This is a genomic window from Paenibacillus sp. JJ1683 (assembly GCF_053006485.1).
Genome location: NZ_CM129820.1, coordinates 3,780,911 through 3,795,735 on the forward strand (window position 1 = coordinate 3,780,911; position 14,825 = coordinate 3,795,735).

Genomic DNA, 14,825 nt, shown 5'->3' on the forward strand with positions numbered 1-14,825 from the left:
GCGTTTTCCCCCTAGTTCTAAAGTGGTATATGTTTATAGATTATACAACCAGCGGTCAAAAAAATCTACATTACATTTCTTCAAATTGAGCTTTTTTTTCAAAAAAACATGATTAATTCATATTTTTTCATCATTTCATGTCATATTTCATCACATAGAGTTGAATATATTTTTAAATATACCAACAACAGTCAACAAAGTATACGCCAATGTCATCGCCATAAAAGTTAATCTCCAGACCGCTCTACATAATCTTTTACCATCAACCTTTCCTTTTATTCGGTTTTGAGCTCCTCCAATTAAACCCAATGCCAGTAACAAGAGCAGTAGAATCAAATAAAAACCGAATCGGGATGTAAATAGGACATTAAAGAGTGCTGCGACGGAAAATATCAGAAAAAAAGTGGTAATATCCATAGAAGTAAGCAATGATTTCTTCTTTTCCATTTTAAGAATGTAGCGACAAACCGCAAACACGATCAAAAACGGAAAAAAGGGAAGAATACTGAAAGTGATAATAGTACCTTGTATAAGACTCAACTGATCACCCCTCTTTTAGCCGCATTCCTTCAATTAATTGCCACAATACCTCATGAGTTGGCGCACTAATCCCAGCTCGCTTTGCCATCTGCACCAGTTGCCCGTTAATGGAAGCAACTTCGGTCATGGAATGTGCAAGTACATCAGCTAGCATAGACGAGTGATTCTCTGCCGTTGCCTGGCAAACATCCATAATTTGATCCCACCATGCGCTTTCCCAGCGGATACCATGAGCTTCATATACTTGAATGCCTTCATCATACAGCTTACGCATCATATGTATTCGAACAGGCTCCGATAGCAGCTCGCCATTCCGAACTCGCCATACGGCTGTCAGTGGATTGATCACAGCGTTAATCAACAACTTGCGATAAATCCCTTTCTCGATTTCTTTCGACAAGCAAACGTCAAATCCTGCTGCAAGCAGCCGATTTAGCACATATTGTTTGAAATCAGTGTTATGCTCTCCCTCTACTTCCTCCGAATATCCAATTTCAGTCACGCCCAATCCTGCATGCACAATGGATGCTGCGCCTTGTTTCTTGGCTCCTTCGGTTGTCACAGCAGGATATACTACAGCTTTAGGCCACGCCTGCCTGATGCGTTCTATATGACCGATTCCATTCTGCAAACAAATAATCCCTGTACCTGTTTCCGTTTGAGCCGCAGGCTGGATCTGCTCTAATACTTCTTCTATCGCCCCCTGTTTGGTCAAAAACATGATCCACCGTGCCGAAGTCTGTGAATTTAACCGTTGCCAATCTGCCAATGGCGCTACCTTTAATTGGTCCCCCGATACATGAACAGCTACCTGCCCCTCCTTATCAAGCACAGTAATCCCTTCACGAGCAATGATGTGTGCCTGTTCAAGTGTTCGTGTCCACAGCCTTACTGTAGCACCCGAGGCCGATAATCTCCCGGCAAACAGCAATCCCAGCGAACCCGCTCCAATAATATCAATCACTTTGTATCGTCTCGCTTCCATCTTTTTTTCTACTATATCATATGCACTCCAATGTAATAACAAAAAACGCCAACTACGGCCAAGCGATAGTTGACGTTTTATTTAGATAGCTATTGTAATCTTGCTACTCAATGCGTTCCAGATTCCCATTAGCATCCATTTTGAACCTGGATTTAAGCTCTTCCTCATCTTCAGTGATTAAAGCCAAACGCCGGGCACGGTCCATAATCTGAATCAGAGCTTTATAATCATCATTTACAACACGATAGTCGGTCTGCACATCATTCACTTCTTTGGACAGCCGGTCATTAATGGAGCGAAGCTGATTTAATTCTTCTTCCTTTTCCCGCAAATCTTTCTCCAGCATCTTAATCTGCCGATTAGTCTCCTGCACAGATCCCTTCCATTGACGCAAGAAGCGAATTACGGCATCAATAGATAACGTATCTTCACTCGTGCCATCGGTTCTGTATCCCCCTTCGACTGTATCGAGCGTGGCAAAGGCCGCTACCTGCGATACACCTACTGGGCTCTGCTTGCGAATATAACTGCGCTTCTGGCGCTGCGCTTTGGCAATGCTAATCGCTTCATCGTAACGTTTGCGCACGCAGCTATTCCAACGAAAGCCGCATGCCGCAGAGGTTCTACCTATTTTTTGTCCAACCTCCTCAAACGCAGCGAGCTGTGTTCCACCTTCCCGGATATGCCGCAATGTCACCTCCGCCAATATCAAGTCATCTTCCGCACTCCATGCATCTTGTCTTATTGCAGTCATGCCTCTAGCCCTCCTAACAACATCCTGAAATAACCGTCTTCATGAACCGATCTTGCCGGTATTTGAATAGGGTATAAAAGCTGTTTATTCATTCCTATGCCTCTCGTAGAGTTCATAGAATCTATTTGATACTAAATTGTATTTCCATTTCTGCCAGAACTCATACGTGAAGTAAACAGTTTCGGGTTTCACGCATGCTCTGACTGCTGTACAATAAAATGAATGGTTAAAGAATAAAAAAGGATCATATACATTACCATTAGTCTTTTTCTGGAATACATAAAAGGGGAAACTAAATGAATAAACGAATAAAAATCACGATCTGCACCCTGCTGGTCCTCATAATGATGCTGACTTCCATATATGTACGTCCTACTTTGGCCGCTCCCTCTCCTGAAGAAAATCAGATTTTACAAGATAGCCTGTCTATCGTGGAGATCGACCATGAAATCGAGCGGATTAGTCAGGAACAGCAGGCTCTTTTACAGCGTCAGCAGGAACTGCGTAGTAGTCTAGCTGATCAACAGGATCAAATGAACCTACAACGTAAGCGTGCAGGTTCTGTGCTGCGATCTTACTATATGGGAGAAAGGGACAAGCTGCTGAGTGTAGTGCTAGGGGCTAAAAGTATAAAGCAACTTCTCTCTTTGTACGATTATTACTTATTATTGATCAGTCACGATCAGGATGTGCTTCAGGAATACGAAGCCAATTATCAATTTATGCGAAAAACAGAGCAGCAAGTCGCCCAAGCCACGACGGAATTGGGGACGGTTAAAACAAACCTACTGGCACAACGTAAACGGATTCTCCAACTTCAGTCGCGTGTAGATGACGGCGTTAACGCCAGCGATAATCCTGATACTCTACGCAAGTTAATTGGCGAAATGACAGCTTATTGGGAGAATGTAGGGGTATACGAGGTAAATAAACACTTTAAAGCATTAGCTCAAGCAATGCAGGATTTACCCCAATTCATTCAACAACAGCAAGGTGCTATGATTACAAATGGAAAAATCATTACGATAAGCATTCGTGAAGAAGAATTTAACCGTTTTTTAAAGTCAGAGAATGAATTGTTTAATCACTTCAACTTTTCCTTCGTGCAGGATCAGATTGTGGTAGAAGGTCAGCAAGGAACGATGAAATTGAGGGTAGAAGGTCACTATACAGTAGAGAATGAACCCAAAAATGCCATTCTATTTCATGTAGATCGACTGGTATTTAACGGACTGGAATTGCCGGACACGACTCGCAACAAACTGGAAGAAGATTTTGATCTCGGCTTCTATCCACAGCAGCTTATATCATACGTCAAAGCTACAGAAGTACATGCTTTAAAAGGTATTCTTGAAGTTAAGCTCGAATTAAGTTTTAAGTAAGTTTTTGCTCACCTACATTGTTCTGATTTTTGATATGAACAAAACAAAAGACCTCGGGATGTTCCCGAGGTCTTTTGTTTTGTAACAACGATCAGGGGTTATAACAGATCAGCTGCCAACTGCGCGAGCTTGGAGCGTTCTCCTTTTTCCAACATAATATGTCCGCTAATCCCTTCTTGCTTAAACCGCTCCACCACATAGGTCAAGCCATTACTGGCTGCATCTAGGTAAGGATGATCAATTTGCTCCGGATCTCCCATCAGAATGATTTTACTTCCCTCACCTACCCGAGACACAATCGTTTTGATCTCATGTCGGGATAAATTTTGCGCCTCATCGATAATAATAAATTGCCCAGGTATCGAACGTCCGCGAATATAAGTGAGCGCCTCCACCTGAATACTGCCCAAGCCCATCAAAATTTTGTCGATATCCCCAGATTTTTTGGCATCAAACAGATACTCCAGATTGTCGTAGATTGGCTGCATCCAGGGGCGAAGCTTTTCTTCCTTTTCTCCCGGTAAATAACCGATATCCTTGCCCATAGGAACAACAGGCCGAGCAATTAACAGTTTCTTGAAGCGATGCTCATCCTCTACTTTAAGCAGCCCCGCCGCCAGTGCCAGTAGCGTTTTGCCTGTACCTGCTTTTCCAGTAATCGTCACAAGAGGGATATCATCATTAAGCAAAAGCTCCAATGCCATCCGTTGTTGAGCATTACGCGCGCTGATTCCCCACACCGATTCGTTACTTAAGTACAAAGGTTCTAATCGCTCTGCCTCCTGGTTTACTTTCAGCAATGCTGATTTTCCAGTGCCCATTTCATCTTTCAAAATAACAAATTCATGTGGATACAGTGTATAAGGTAGTTTCAGTGGTTTGATTGGTAAGAAACGGTTAGAGTAAAATTCATCTATGATGGACGGATGCACCTGTATCGCTGAGTATCCGGGGTACAACTCACTTGGATCGCCCGTTCTATCGGATAGGTAGTCTTCAGTCAGCAGCCCCAATACATCTGCCTTGATTCTGACTAATACGTCTTTACTAACCAACACCACCGAACGCGGATCAGATCGCTCCTGTTCTTCCAAATGATAATTTAAGGCAACTGCCAAAATCCGGTTATCGTTCGAAACCTCCCCGAACATCTCCTGAACTTTCAAAAAACTCCGGTGGTTTAACTCAACCTTAAGCCTTCCCCCTTGGGGAAGTGGAACTCCACTGTGAAGATGCCCCACTTCTCTCAACCCGTCCAACAATCGCGATACATTACGGGCATTCCGTCCAATCTCATCCGCGTTGCGTTTTTTGGAGTCGATTTCTTCCAGAACAACAGCTGGAATAACAACTTCATGTTCTTTGAAGGTAAAAATGGCTTTCGGATCATGCAGTAGCACATTCGTATCCAGCACAAAAATTTTCTTCATTAAATCCCCTCCAAAGCGGCGTGGACAATCTCATGTTTCATACCTATACCTATTCACTGGCTACCCAATACTTGCTGATTCCCTGAAAAAAGAACCCCAAAACAGCATAATGCAACGAAAAGTGTAGCTGAAGATAGCCTCAGAGCCTGTACATTTTTAAAATTAGACACAAAAGGCCCAGTGATTGCTCACTGGACCTAGACTGGGTTCACTTTAAATTTAGACATACCTCAACCCCCTTATGCTATATAAGAGCTTTACTCGCTGCGAGTATAACATAAGCGGGGAAAAAGATACATACTCAGGAATTGGAAGAAGCTTCAGTGCTGTCGCTTGCTTTTTTGGCTAATTCCTCTTGTAGCGCTTGTTTGGCCAAATCGAGCTGTTGCTCATCAATGTACACATAAGGGCTACGCCACGTTCCTAGTACAGGATTGTATTTTACATTTTGCTTGGAAATATTCCAATAGGTTTGTACGATATTTTTCATTTGCTGTGACTCGATATCAGTCATCATATTCTTATCAACCGATTTAATAATTGCACTAAACTTGGTCAAAGCATTAAAGGATTGCATTTGGTCAATTAGGGAATGAAGCACCTGATTTTGTCGACGATTGCGATCAAAGTCGTCAGATTCAGCCGTTCTCGGACGACAATTCGACTTGCGGTAGCGAACAAAATCAAGAGCTTGGTCACCGTTCAAATGCTTGGCCCCAGCTGTCAAGTTAATATCGGTGCCATCAGCACGGTCTCGATAACACATATTTTTATCAACCGTTACATCTACGCCACCTAGATTATCTACAACATCTCTAAAGCCCTGGAAGTTAATAACCGTTACATAATCAATATTAATGTTTAAATATTTGCCGATCATCTTCTTCATTTGCTCTTCAGCAACTTCACCAGAGTCTTTCTCTCTAGCCTTAAACACCGGATAATACTCATTCAGCTTGCGTGGTTTATACCCATCCATTTCTAGACGCGTATCACGAGGCAAGGACACAATGGTAGACGATTTTGTACTAGGGTTCAATGTAGCTACCATAATAACATCTGACAAATACGTCGGATGGTCAGGGCGATAGTCGGTTCCAAGCAATAAAATAGTCAAAGGCTTAGCCTCAGCTAATTGCGTTTTGGGCACTTCCTTGTTGATTCCAGTATCCAAAACTTCCTCTACCTGATTGTAAATATAGTAGGTATAACCACCTGCTGCCAAGATACCTATAATGAGTAGAAATAAGACAAACTTCATAAACGATCTGAAAAAGCTTTTTTTCTTTTTCGTTTTTTTCGGTTTGGCGGATTTTTTCCCGCTTTGTGTCCGGGGAGGCAATCCATTCGAAAGATTACTCATGCTTCAACACCTTTTCCTGCGTTTTGAGAAATATAGCTTTCTCCAAGTTTACAATCCTAAAACACATACAGCGGCGCATCCCATTTCCGGGCGTCGCCGCTGTGGCCAAAGACCAATCCTATGAATTAACTATTTGCTTGTGCTGTTTTACGTTGTTTCTCCGCACGCTCGCGCTCACCTTTGTTCAAGATCTTTTTACGCAAACGAATGGATTTAGGAGTGATTTCACAATACTCATCATCATTCAGGTATTCAAGCGCCTGCTCCAGAGAGAAGATAACAGGTGTTTTTAATTTAACTGTATCATCTTTTGTTGCGGAGCGAACGTTTGTCAATTGTTTTTCCTTACAGATGTTAACGACAATGTCGTTATCACGGGTATGCTCACCAACGATCATACCCTCATAAATTTCAGTCCCTGGCTCCAAGAACAAAATACCACGATCTTCTACGCCCAGCATACCATAAAATGTAGAGGTGCCGTTTTCCGTGGATACGAGTACACCTTGATGACGTCCACCTACTTGACCGCCAACAAATGGTCCATAGCTGTCAAATGCATGGTTCATTACACCGTAGCCACGAGTCAAAGTCAGGAAGTTTGTAGTGTAACCGATCAAACCACGTGCAGGGATCAGGAATTCCAAGCGAACCTGTCCAGTACCGTTATTAATCATGTTGACCATTTCGGCTTTACGGGAGCCCAAGCTTTCCATAACTGCACCCATGCTTTCTTCCGGAATATCAATGAGGAGACGTTCGATTGGCTCCATTTTTTTACCGTCAATTTCCTTAACGATAACTTCCGGTTTGGACACTTGCAGTTCGTAACCTTCACGACGCATGTTTTCAATCAGGATTCCCAAATGCAATTCACCACGTCCAGATACAATAAAGGCATCCGGGCTATCGGTTTCATCAACACGCAAGCTGACATCTGTTTCGAGTTCTTTCAGAAGACGCTCACGCAATTTACGAGATGTTACCCACTTACCATCGCGACCTGCGAATGGACTGTTGTTAACCAAGAAGGTCATTTGCAGTGTAGGTTCATCAATTTTCAGTACAGGCAACGCTTCAGGATGATTTGGATCGGCAATGGTTTCACCAATGTTGATGTCCTTAATCCCCGCGATCGCCACAATGTCACCAGCGCCTGCTTGATCGGTTTCAATCCGTTTCAGTCCTTGGAAGCCGAACAACTTCTCAATACGCGCTGATTTACTGCTGCCATCACGTTGGATAACTGTGACCGCTTGTCCCTGCTTGATGATACCGCGGTTCACCCGACCTACTGCAATTCGGCCAAGGTATTCGTTATAGTCCATCAGTGTTACGAGGAATTGAAGAGGCTCATCTACTTTCTCAGTTGGAGATGGAATATGCTCTACCACTGTTTCGTACAATGCTTGCATGTTGTCATCTTGCTTTTCAGCATCCAAGCTGGAGGTTCCGTTCAGTGCCGAAGCGTACACAACAGGGAATTCTAATTGATCGTCATTCGCACCCAGCTCGATGAACAGATCCAGTACTTCGTCAATGACTTCTGCTGGACGAGCTGCCGGACGGTCAATTTTATTGACTACAACGATAGGCGTCAGATTTTGTTCCAGCGCTTTACGCAGTACGAATTTCGTTTGCGGCATGCAGCCTTCGTAAGCATCAACGACGAGCAAAACGCCGTCAACCATTTTCATGATCCGTTCCACTTCACCACCAAAGTCGGCGTGTCCCGGTGTATCTACAATGTTAATCAGGTAATCTTTGTAAGTGATAGCTGTATTTTTAGCCAAAATCGTAATACCGCGTTCACGTTCCAGATCGTTGGAGTCCATGGCGCGCTCCTGAACAGCCTCGTGTTCTCTAAATGTTCCAGACTGTTGAAGCAACTTATCGACAAGTGTCGTTTTTCCGTGGTCGACGTGGGCAATAATCGCAATATTGCGAATGTTCTCTCTTGCATGCATGGTTTGTATCCATATCCTTTCCGTATATCAAAATAGTGTCTCTATCCTGAAGCAATGCTCATTCAAGGCTAACAATCGTTCTTTAGGCCCACTCCCTGCCAGCCTTCTATATGTTTCAGGCTTTATACAGACAGCTTCTCTCTCCGATTCGCGTGAAAACCTTAAAATAAGCGTCAGAAATCATTCCGACGCTCTTTTCATATCCATTATATTATAGTAGAAATATGTCATAAAGCAAGACATTATTGCCTGTTCCGTAATTTACCGCCATGAAATCTGCACAGCTTGTCGGTTTACCAGTTGCGTTTGCTACGGTTGTTTATGACCAACCAGATTCCAGCTCCAATCAGCAAAACGGCAATAATATACATGATGCCTGTACTTAGCAAGGTAATAATTAATAATAGCACCGATATCAAGCCTAATAGCACGCTCCCTGTGTATACATTGCGAGATAGCGAAATATCATTAATGGCATACTCCCATAATCCAATCGCCACACCTAGAAGGAACATAGGCCATAAGTAGACCATTAAATGCCATCCCCAAGTATTGCAGAGAAAAAAGAGGAAGCCGTATACCGACAAAATCCCTGCCGGCAGCAACATAAAGGGTGATACCTTGCGCATCATATACATTGCATGCAGCACGATTCCAGGTATTAAAATCAGCAAGGGCCAAAGGTTGCGTCCCAAGAAGGAGAACGTCCCCAATTTCCCCAACAAAATAATCAGTCCTACGGCAACAATGCCTACTCCGATCATACGCTCTTTTCCGGAATTCATCGTGGTCTCCTTTGTTTGCTGGATTTGTTTTTGAGTCATTAAATGTAGTTATTTTTAAGTACACTTTTATGAATATAGAGTTTTTACAAAAACCGAGCAAACTCCCCGGCATCTGCAAAACCCTATGTCTAGTTTAGCCGATGTTTTCCAAAAAAACCACGTTCAAATATGACGGGGCCGTAGCTGTCGATATATTCCTGCAATGACAACTGCTACGGCCAGCAAGAGCGGTAACCATGCATGTATAACCTCACCCATGACTGCTAACCATATGCCCAATTTGGGATCACGCAATAGCATTTCTCCTGCCGTAAAGGCCAGAATGGCAGATCCCAGCAGAACAAGGATCGGGAATCGATGAAGCCAGATTGCTATCACATTGCTGCCCCAGACGACAATCGGAATACTAATTGCGATACCAATGACTATAATAGCAATGTCCCCATTGGCTAGAGCTGCAATAGCTAATACGTTATCTAGACTCATCACAAAGTCTGCTACTAATATCACTTGTATTGCCTTCCAAATGGTTGTTTCCGCTCTTACTCCTACATGATCATCATTCTCATACAGCAACTTGAATGCAATCCATAACAGAAGTAAACCGCCCGCTGCCTGAATAAAAGGTATGCCCAGCAAAATAACAGCTACAAAAGTCAACACACAGCGCAGAAGGACCGCACCGACTGCCCCCCACCATATTGCTTGACTTCGCTGCCTTGCAGGCAAGTTTTTGCTCGCCATGGCTATAACAACTGCATTATCACCGCTTAGCACCAAATTAATCATTAATATTTTCAATAGCAAAATGATATGCTCCATATGTACAAACACCCCCATCCTACATGTATGCGAAATTGGACGAGGCTATGCTTGCAGGCATTTCAAATAAGTCATCATTTATTAATAACTGATATCCAATTTGTTGAGTATATACCTTGAATTCAATAACAAACAGCAATATAATGAATCGTATTTCCGAAAAACGGGTATTAACATAAACAACATGCAATGTTTTTGATGATGTTTAATCAGGGAGATGAGAACGATTGACATGTCTGTACTTCAGTTCTTTTGGCTATTGCTTAATGTAATATTTATTGACCTTCTACTCGCAGGAGATAACGCGATTGTAATTGGGCTTGCCGCCAGAAAGCTGCCTCCTGCAATGCAAAAAAAAGCGATTCTATACGGCACCGGGGGTGCCCTGCTCATCCGCATAGCAGCCACTATTGTGGTACTCTGGTTGCTCCAAGTACCGTGGTTGTTACTCATTGGGGGTGTGATGCTAGTCTGGATCGCGTATAAGTTGCTCGTGGACCAAGAGGATCATGCTGAAGTTAAAGCAGGCACAACGCTATGGGGTGCTATCCGCACCATTATTATCGCCGATGCGGCAATGGGTCTGGACAACGTGATTGCTGTTGCTGGCGCGGCCCAGCAGCATTTGATACTTGTAGTGCTGGGCCTGTTAATCAGTGTGCCGATCGTTGTATGGGGAAGCACTCTTTTTATCAAGCTGATCAACAAATTCCCCTGGATCATCTATTTAGGATCGGCTGTGCTTGGTTATACGGCCTCTAATATGATCACTGAAGAACGTAAGCTGGCACCATACTTTACGGAGCATCCGGCGCTGCGTATCTTGTTTATTGCCACCGTTATGGCTGGCATTTTGCTCACAGGGTATCTTCAAAATCGCAGAGCAGTATCCCGTCGAGAAAAAGCCATCTGAAAGAGGTTCAAAAGAACCTCACCCAAATAAAAACAGACCCCAACATTGTTGCGGGTCTGCCTTTTTTATTAAAACCAATCTTCCTGTATAACTTCCTCTTTACGCCCCTCTACAGCTCCACCTGCCTCAAGGACAACCGTCTCCGTTGTAGCTACAGCCTGATCGATCAAAGCATTTAAATCCCGAATAGAGGCTTCAATCTTCTGCACTACCCACAAATTCGGATTGGTCGTGGGAGATTTGGGAACAAACAATGTACAGCAATCCTCATACGGGAGAATGGATAAATCGTAGGTGCCAATTTGCTTAGCGATTTCTGTGATCTCCTGCTTATCCATCATGACGAGAGGTCGCAGCAAGGGGAGTTCCGTCGAACGACCAATCACATTCATGCTGGATAGCGTTTGACTAGCAACTTGACCCAGACTGTCGCCTGTCACGAGTGCCAATGCTCCTTCACGCTCTGCCAGCATTGTTGCAATTCGCAGCATAGACCGCCTCATTAGCGTAATAATCAAATTATCCTGCCCAGTGCGAGTAAAGACCGTCTGCACCTCTGTAAACGGCACAAGGTGGATTTTGATTCGGCCCGCGTATCCTGCTAATACTTTTGCCAAATCAATAACCTTTTCTTTCGCACGCTCACTTGTAAATGGATAGCTATAAAAATGTACACATTCGATTTCCAAGCCTCTACGCATGGATGACCATCCTGCTACCGGACTGTCAATTCCACCGGACAGCAGCAGCATAGCTTTGCCGTTCGTCCCTAACGGAAAGCCCCCTACAGCCATAATAACATCACTAAAAATATATGCCGCCTGCTCTCTTACCTCCACACGCAGCTCAATATTAGGTTGACGTACATCGACCCTCAGCGCCGGAAAATTCCGCAATATAGGAGAACCAATTAAATGATTCATCTCTTGTGAAGAATGGGGAAACTCCTTCCATACTCTGCGGGCATTTACCTTGAATGTCGTTCCCTCGTCTACGTTCAGCTCATGCATTAAAGCTACAGCCGTCTCAATGATAGCATCCAACTCAACAGGAGCCATTTTGACAGGACTAATCGTCGTGATGCCAAACACCTTTTGCAATACTTGAATGATCTGTTCATAAGGCTCTCCCCCGAGAACCACATAAATCCGTCCAAATTCCTTGCGCAAAGAGGCACCTGGAAAAGGCTTAAGCAGCAGTTTTACGTGTTTCAGTACAGCCTTTTCAAAACGAGCACGATTCTTCCCTTTTAATGTAAATTCGCCGAAGCGAAGTAACAGCATATCATAGTGCATTTTAACGTTTCCACCTTTCAAGGGATTCCAGCTTGGCTACAGCCTGTCGAAGTGCGAGTATGAGCTCGTCGATATCCTGTTCCGTATGTTCATCACCAAAGCTGATACGAATGCCGCCGGCTGCTTCTGCCTCATTGCGGCCCATCGCCAGCAGTACCCGGCTGGGCTCGGCTAATTTTGAAGAGCAAGCCGATTTGGTGGACACTGCCACACCCAATTGCTCCAGCGTATGCAGCAGTACCTCGGCCTTCATGCCCGGATACGAAAAGTGGACAATATGCGGCGCTTCTTTCCCACTGTTCAGCCGCAGTTGTGGGATTGTTTTCAATTCTGCAGCCACTCGTTCTCTCCACTCAATCATGCGCTGTGCTGTCTCTGCTTGTCGTTCGCCCGCCAGCCGTACCGCCTTGGACATACCGACAAGCGATGGTACATTTTCGGTACCCGCACGAACCCCTTGCTCCTGAGAGCCGCCACTAAGCAGTGGGAAAAGCTCTACACCTTCTCGAACGAATAGCAACCCCACACCTTTGGGTCCACGTAGCTTATGCGCTGAAAGGCTATACAGATCAGCTTGCCACCCCCGGATATCAACCGGCAGCTTTCCAAACCCCTGTACACCGTCAATATGAAATAGGACACGAGGGAACTGTTTCTTCAGCGCAGCTCCGATATCATTCAACGGTTGCACTCTTCCCGTCTCATTATTGACATGCATGATACTAACTAAAATCGTATCTTTACGAACAGCTGCACAAACCTGTTCGGCAGTCACATGACCTTCCTCATCCACAGGTAAAAAAGTAACCTCAAAACCCAAATTTGTTAGCTGTTTGCATGCTTCATACACAGACGGATGCTCTGTCGATACAGTAACGATATGTTTGCCTCTAGTCTGATACTGCAAAGCTGCTCCCTTAACGGCAAGATTATTACTTTCCGTTGCCCCGGATGTGAAGACAATCTCTGAAGGAGATACTCCCAAAGCTGCAGCGCATACTTCGCGCGAGCGCTTAATCAACTTATCCGCGTCCTCTCCATACCGATGCATGGAAGATGGATTGCCATAATGGCGTCTCATTACCTCGGCAACGGTTGTAATCACCTCTTCAAAAGGCGGAGTTGTCGCGGCATAATCAAAATATTTCATCAAACTCCCCTTTCTGCCCCACAACTGCTACAACAAAAAAAGACCAAAACAGGGAAAGGCCGCTTCATTACAGCGACACCCTTTCCCCATATTGATCCTGTCTGCGGACCTAATCGAATTGAAATTACGCACTTTTATGCTATAAGCTATAGGGCTTAGATGGTATATTTTTCACGTGCATTCTGAATTTTGGAAATATATCTTTGCGTTTCTACCGGAAGCTTGTCCAGTACAGACATCAACTGCTCATCACTACTTACTCCAAGCCGCTGCACCCGTCCGGGACCTGCATTGTACGCAGCCAGCGCCATATTTTCCTGTCCGTTAAAACGTTTAATCTGGTAAGACAAATAGCGTACGCCAGCATCAATATTTTGTGCAGGATCATAGGGGTCACTAACTCCCAGACCTTGAGCTGTAGCATCCATCAACTGCATAAGTCCTTTGGCTCCGGCCGAAGAAGTAACCGATGGATTAAATGAAGATTCCGTATCAATAACTGCTTTAATCAAAGCTACCGGAACGCCGTATTTCTGACTTGCCTCATTAATCAAACTATCATACGCTGTAGCTTTTGTAGGTCCATCCGTTGCCGCATTGGAAGAAGCCGGATAGACTGCCAATGGCGAAGCCGTTCCCCTCGAAGGTCCCAGTTGTAGCCAGAGCAAGCCGTTTTCATCTCTGGTAACATCGCCTGAATTTTCTTGGGTGACAGCATCATCTGTTTCCAGCTGACCTACTTGTTCCAGCAATCCAGAAAAAGCATCCGCTGTACCCGTCTGGGTCGTAGCACTCATATTATTTAACAGCTGCATGTCTAACATAGATTTGGACACGCGCGGATCAATTTGCATGTGGTGTTCCCAACTTTCTATAGTTGTTATATCCCAAATAGCTTGTCGTTATTGCTATGATACAACTTTTTACTATGTACTTCCATACTTTTTAATGAAAAAAAGCTCCGTTTCTGTCGAAAAGACAGCGGAGCTAAGATATCGGAACCTTTACCCAACAGGGTTAGCGCACAAACGGGATAAAAGCAAAATAACTCAAGGTTGCCAATGCGCCAAGACCAATCGACCAAATACCAGTTGTTTTACTGCCATTTACATAAGCAAAAAATCCTAAAACTGCCGCAATGGGTCCCAGCACAATAGACCACATAAACAATGATGCGATACCAGCAGCCAGCCCAATATAACCGGAAATACGACCACTATTGTTTATAACCTGCTCTTCACCCTTGTTCTCATGTTTGGTCACAACTGGCGAGCCAGGAGCAACCTCTGCGGCATATTCCTCACGATGATGGCGGCGCTTGGCAGAGCGCTCCTGAACGTGACGAGGATAATCTACACGTTCACGGCTAACATGCTCTTCATTCTTATGCTTATCGTTTTCATGATCTTCCATAATTCCTGCACCTCCAAATGGAAATG

At 44.2% G+C, this 14,825-nt stretch carries 14 protein-coding genes; 2 read left to right on the plus strand and 12 right to left on the minus strand.

Annotated features, from left to right (window positions below):
- Positions 1-150 precede the first annotated feature (150 nt).
- The 3 genes from ACUC6J_RS16130 to ACUC6J_RS16140 form a co-directional block, all read right to left on the minus strand.
- The gene (locus ACUC6J_RS16130) at positions 151-540 is read right to left on the minus strand and encodes a DUF3397 domain-containing protein (protein WP_013372105.1); all 390 of its coding nucleotides are present in this window, start codon (positions 538-540) and stop codon (positions 151-153) included.
- A 4-nt stretch (positions 541-544) separates the two neighbouring features.
- On the minus strand, positions 545-1,525 hold the full coding sequence (locus tag ACUC6J_RS16135) for a ketopantoate reductase family protein (protein WP_025365347.1): 981 nt from the start codon (positions 1,523-1,525) through the stop codon (positions 545-547).
- A 103-nt stretch (positions 1,526-1,628) separates the two neighbouring features.
- Entirely contained in the window at positions 1,629-2,279 is a 651-nt protein-coding gene (locus ACUC6J_RS16140) for an RsfA family transcriptional regulator (protein WP_016821557.1), read from the minus strand.
- 296 nt (positions 2,280-2,575) lie between these two features.
- Here ACUC6J_RS16140 and ACUC6J_RS16145 point away from each other — a divergent pair, with 296 nt between their 5' ends.
- Entirely contained in the window at positions 2,576-3,661 is a 1,086-nt protein-coding gene (locus tag ACUC6J_RS16145) for a coiled-coil domain-containing protein (protein WP_447249094.1), read from the plus strand.
- A gap of 98 nt (positions 3,662-3,759) precedes the next feature.
- Here ACUC6J_RS16145 and ACUC6J_RS16150 read toward each other — a convergent pair whose 3' ends face one another.
- The 5 genes from ACUC6J_RS16150 to ACUC6J_RS16170 all read right to left on the minus strand — a co-directional run bounded on the left by ACUC6J_RS16150 (position 3,760) and on the right by ACUC6J_RS16170 (position 10,028).
- Complete coding sequence (locus tag ACUC6J_RS16150) at positions 3,760-5,091, minus strand: PhoH family protein (RefSeq protein WP_017428139.1); 1,332 nt, start codon at positions 5,089-5,091, stop codon at positions 3,760-3,762.
- Positions 5,092-5,392: 301 nt separating this feature from the next.
- Positions 5,393-6,454, minus strand: a complete 1,062-nt coding sequence (locus ACUC6J_RS16155) for an LCP family protein (protein ID WP_447249095.1) — start codon at positions 6,452-6,454, stop codon at positions 5,393-5,395.
- Positions 6,455-6,579: 125 nt separating this feature from the next.
- Entirely contained in the window at positions 6,580-8,421 is a 1,842-nt protein-coding gene (gene typA / locus ACUC6J_RS16160) for a translational GTPase TypA (protein ID WP_016821562.1), read from the minus strand.
- Between the two features lie 293 nt (positions 8,422-8,714).
- Positions 8,715-9,206, minus strand: coding sequence for a hypothetical protein (locus ACUC6J_RS16165; protein ID WP_016821563.1), 492 nt, complete (start codon positions 9,204-9,206; stop codon positions 8,715-8,717).
- Positions 9,207-9,368: 162 nt separating this feature from the next.
- Entirely contained in the window at positions 9,369-10,028 is a 660-nt protein-coding gene (locus ACUC6J_RS16170) for a TerC family protein (RefSeq protein ID WP_290409420.1), read from the minus strand.
- A 217-nt stretch (positions 10,029-10,245) separates the two neighbouring features.
- Here ACUC6J_RS16170 and ACUC6J_RS16175 point away from each other — a divergent pair, with 217 nt between their 5' ends.
- A complete protein-coding gene (locus ACUC6J_RS16175) occupies positions 10,246-10,941 on the plus strand; it encodes a TerC family protein (RefSeq protein ID WP_044785349.1) in 696 nt (231 codons plus the stop codon).
- 68 nt (positions 10,942-11,009) lie between these two features.
- Here ACUC6J_RS16175 and thiI read toward each other — a convergent pair whose 3' ends face one another.
- From thiI to ACUC6J_RS16195, 4 genes are all read right to left on the minus strand, one after another.
- A complete protein-coding gene (gene thiI, locus ACUC6J_RS16180; protein ID WP_447249096.1) occupies positions 11,010-12,236 on the minus strand; it encodes a tRNA uracil 4-sulfurtransferase ThiI in 1,227 nt (408 codons plus the stop codon).
- Position 12,237: 1 nt separating this feature from the next.
- Entirely contained in the window at positions 12,238-13,386 is a 1,149-nt protein-coding gene (locus ACUC6J_RS16185) for a cysteine desulfurase family protein (RefSeq protein ID WP_447249097.1), read from the minus strand.
- Between the two features lie 155 nt (positions 13,387-13,541).
- Positions 13,542-14,240 carry a lytic transglycosylase domain-containing protein gene (locus ACUC6J_RS16190; RefSeq protein ID WP_016821568.1) on the minus strand — a complete coding sequence of 233 codons (699 nt, stop codon included), beginning with the start codon at positions 14,238-14,240 and terminating at the stop codon, positions 13,542-13,544.
- 163 nt (positions 14,241-14,403) lie between these two features.
- Positions 14,404-14,799: a hypothetical protein gene (locus tag ACUC6J_RS16195; RefSeq protein WP_016821569.1), complete on the minus strand. Its 396-nt coding sequence runs from the start codon at positions 14,797-14,799 to the stop codon at positions 14,404-14,406.
- Between the last annotated feature and the right edge of the window lie 26 nt (positions 14,800-14,825).

Excerpts from the sequence above, each read along its gene's own strand:
- thiI (WP_447249096.1), bottom strand. The coding sequence starts at position 12,236 with ATGCACTATGATATGCTGTTACTTCGCTTCGGCGAATTTACATTAAAA.
- ACUC6J_RS16145 (WP_447249094.1), top strand. The coding sequence starts at position 2,576 with ATGAATAAACGAATAAAAATCACGATCTGCACCCTGCTGGTCCTCATA.
- ACUC6J_RS16190 (WP_016821568.1), bottom strand. The coding sequence starts at position 14,240 with ATGCAAATTGATCCGCGCGTGTCCAAATCTATGTTAGACATGCAGCTG.
- ACUC6J_RS16135 (WP_025365347.1), bottom strand. The coding sequence starts at position 1,525 with ATGGAAGCGAGACGATACAAAGTGATTGATATTATTGGAGCGGGTTCG.
- ACUC6J_RS16140 (WP_016821557.1), bottom strand. The coding sequence starts at position 2,279 with ATGACTGCAATAAGACAAGATGCATGGAGTGCGGAAGATGACTTGATA.
- ACUC6J_RS16150 (WP_017428139.1), bottom strand. The coding sequence starts at position 5,091 with ATGAAGAAAATTTTTGTGCTGGATACGAATGTGCTACTGCATGATCCG.
- ACUC6J_RS16170 (WP_290409420.1), bottom strand. The coding sequence starts at position 10,028 with ATGGAGCATATCATTTTGCTATTGAAAATATTAATGATTAATTTGGTG.
- typA (WP_016821562.1), bottom strand. The coding sequence starts at position 8,421 with ATGCATGCAAGAGAGAACATTCGCAATATTGCGATTATTGCCCACGTC.
- ACUC6J_RS16185 (WP_447249097.1), bottom strand. The coding sequence starts at position 13,386 with ATGAAATATTTTGATTATGCCGCGACAACTCCGCCTTTTGAAGAGGTG.
- ACUC6J_RS16195 (WP_016821569.1), bottom strand. The coding sequence starts at position 14,799 with ATGGAAGATCATGAAAACGATAAGCATAAGAATGAAGAGCATGTTAGC.
- ACUC6J_RS16155 (WP_447249095.1), bottom strand. The coding sequence starts at position 6,454 with ATGAGTAATCTTTCGAATGGATTGCCTCCCCGGACACAAAGCGGGAAA.
- ACUC6J_RS16165 (WP_016821563.1), bottom strand. The coding sequence starts at position 9,206 with ATGAATTCCGGAAAAGAGCGTATGATCGGAGTAGGCATTGTTGCCGTA.
- ACUC6J_RS16175 (WP_044785349.1), top strand. The coding sequence starts at position 10,246 with ATGAGAACGATTGACATGTCTGTACTTCAGTTCTTTTGGCTATTGCTT.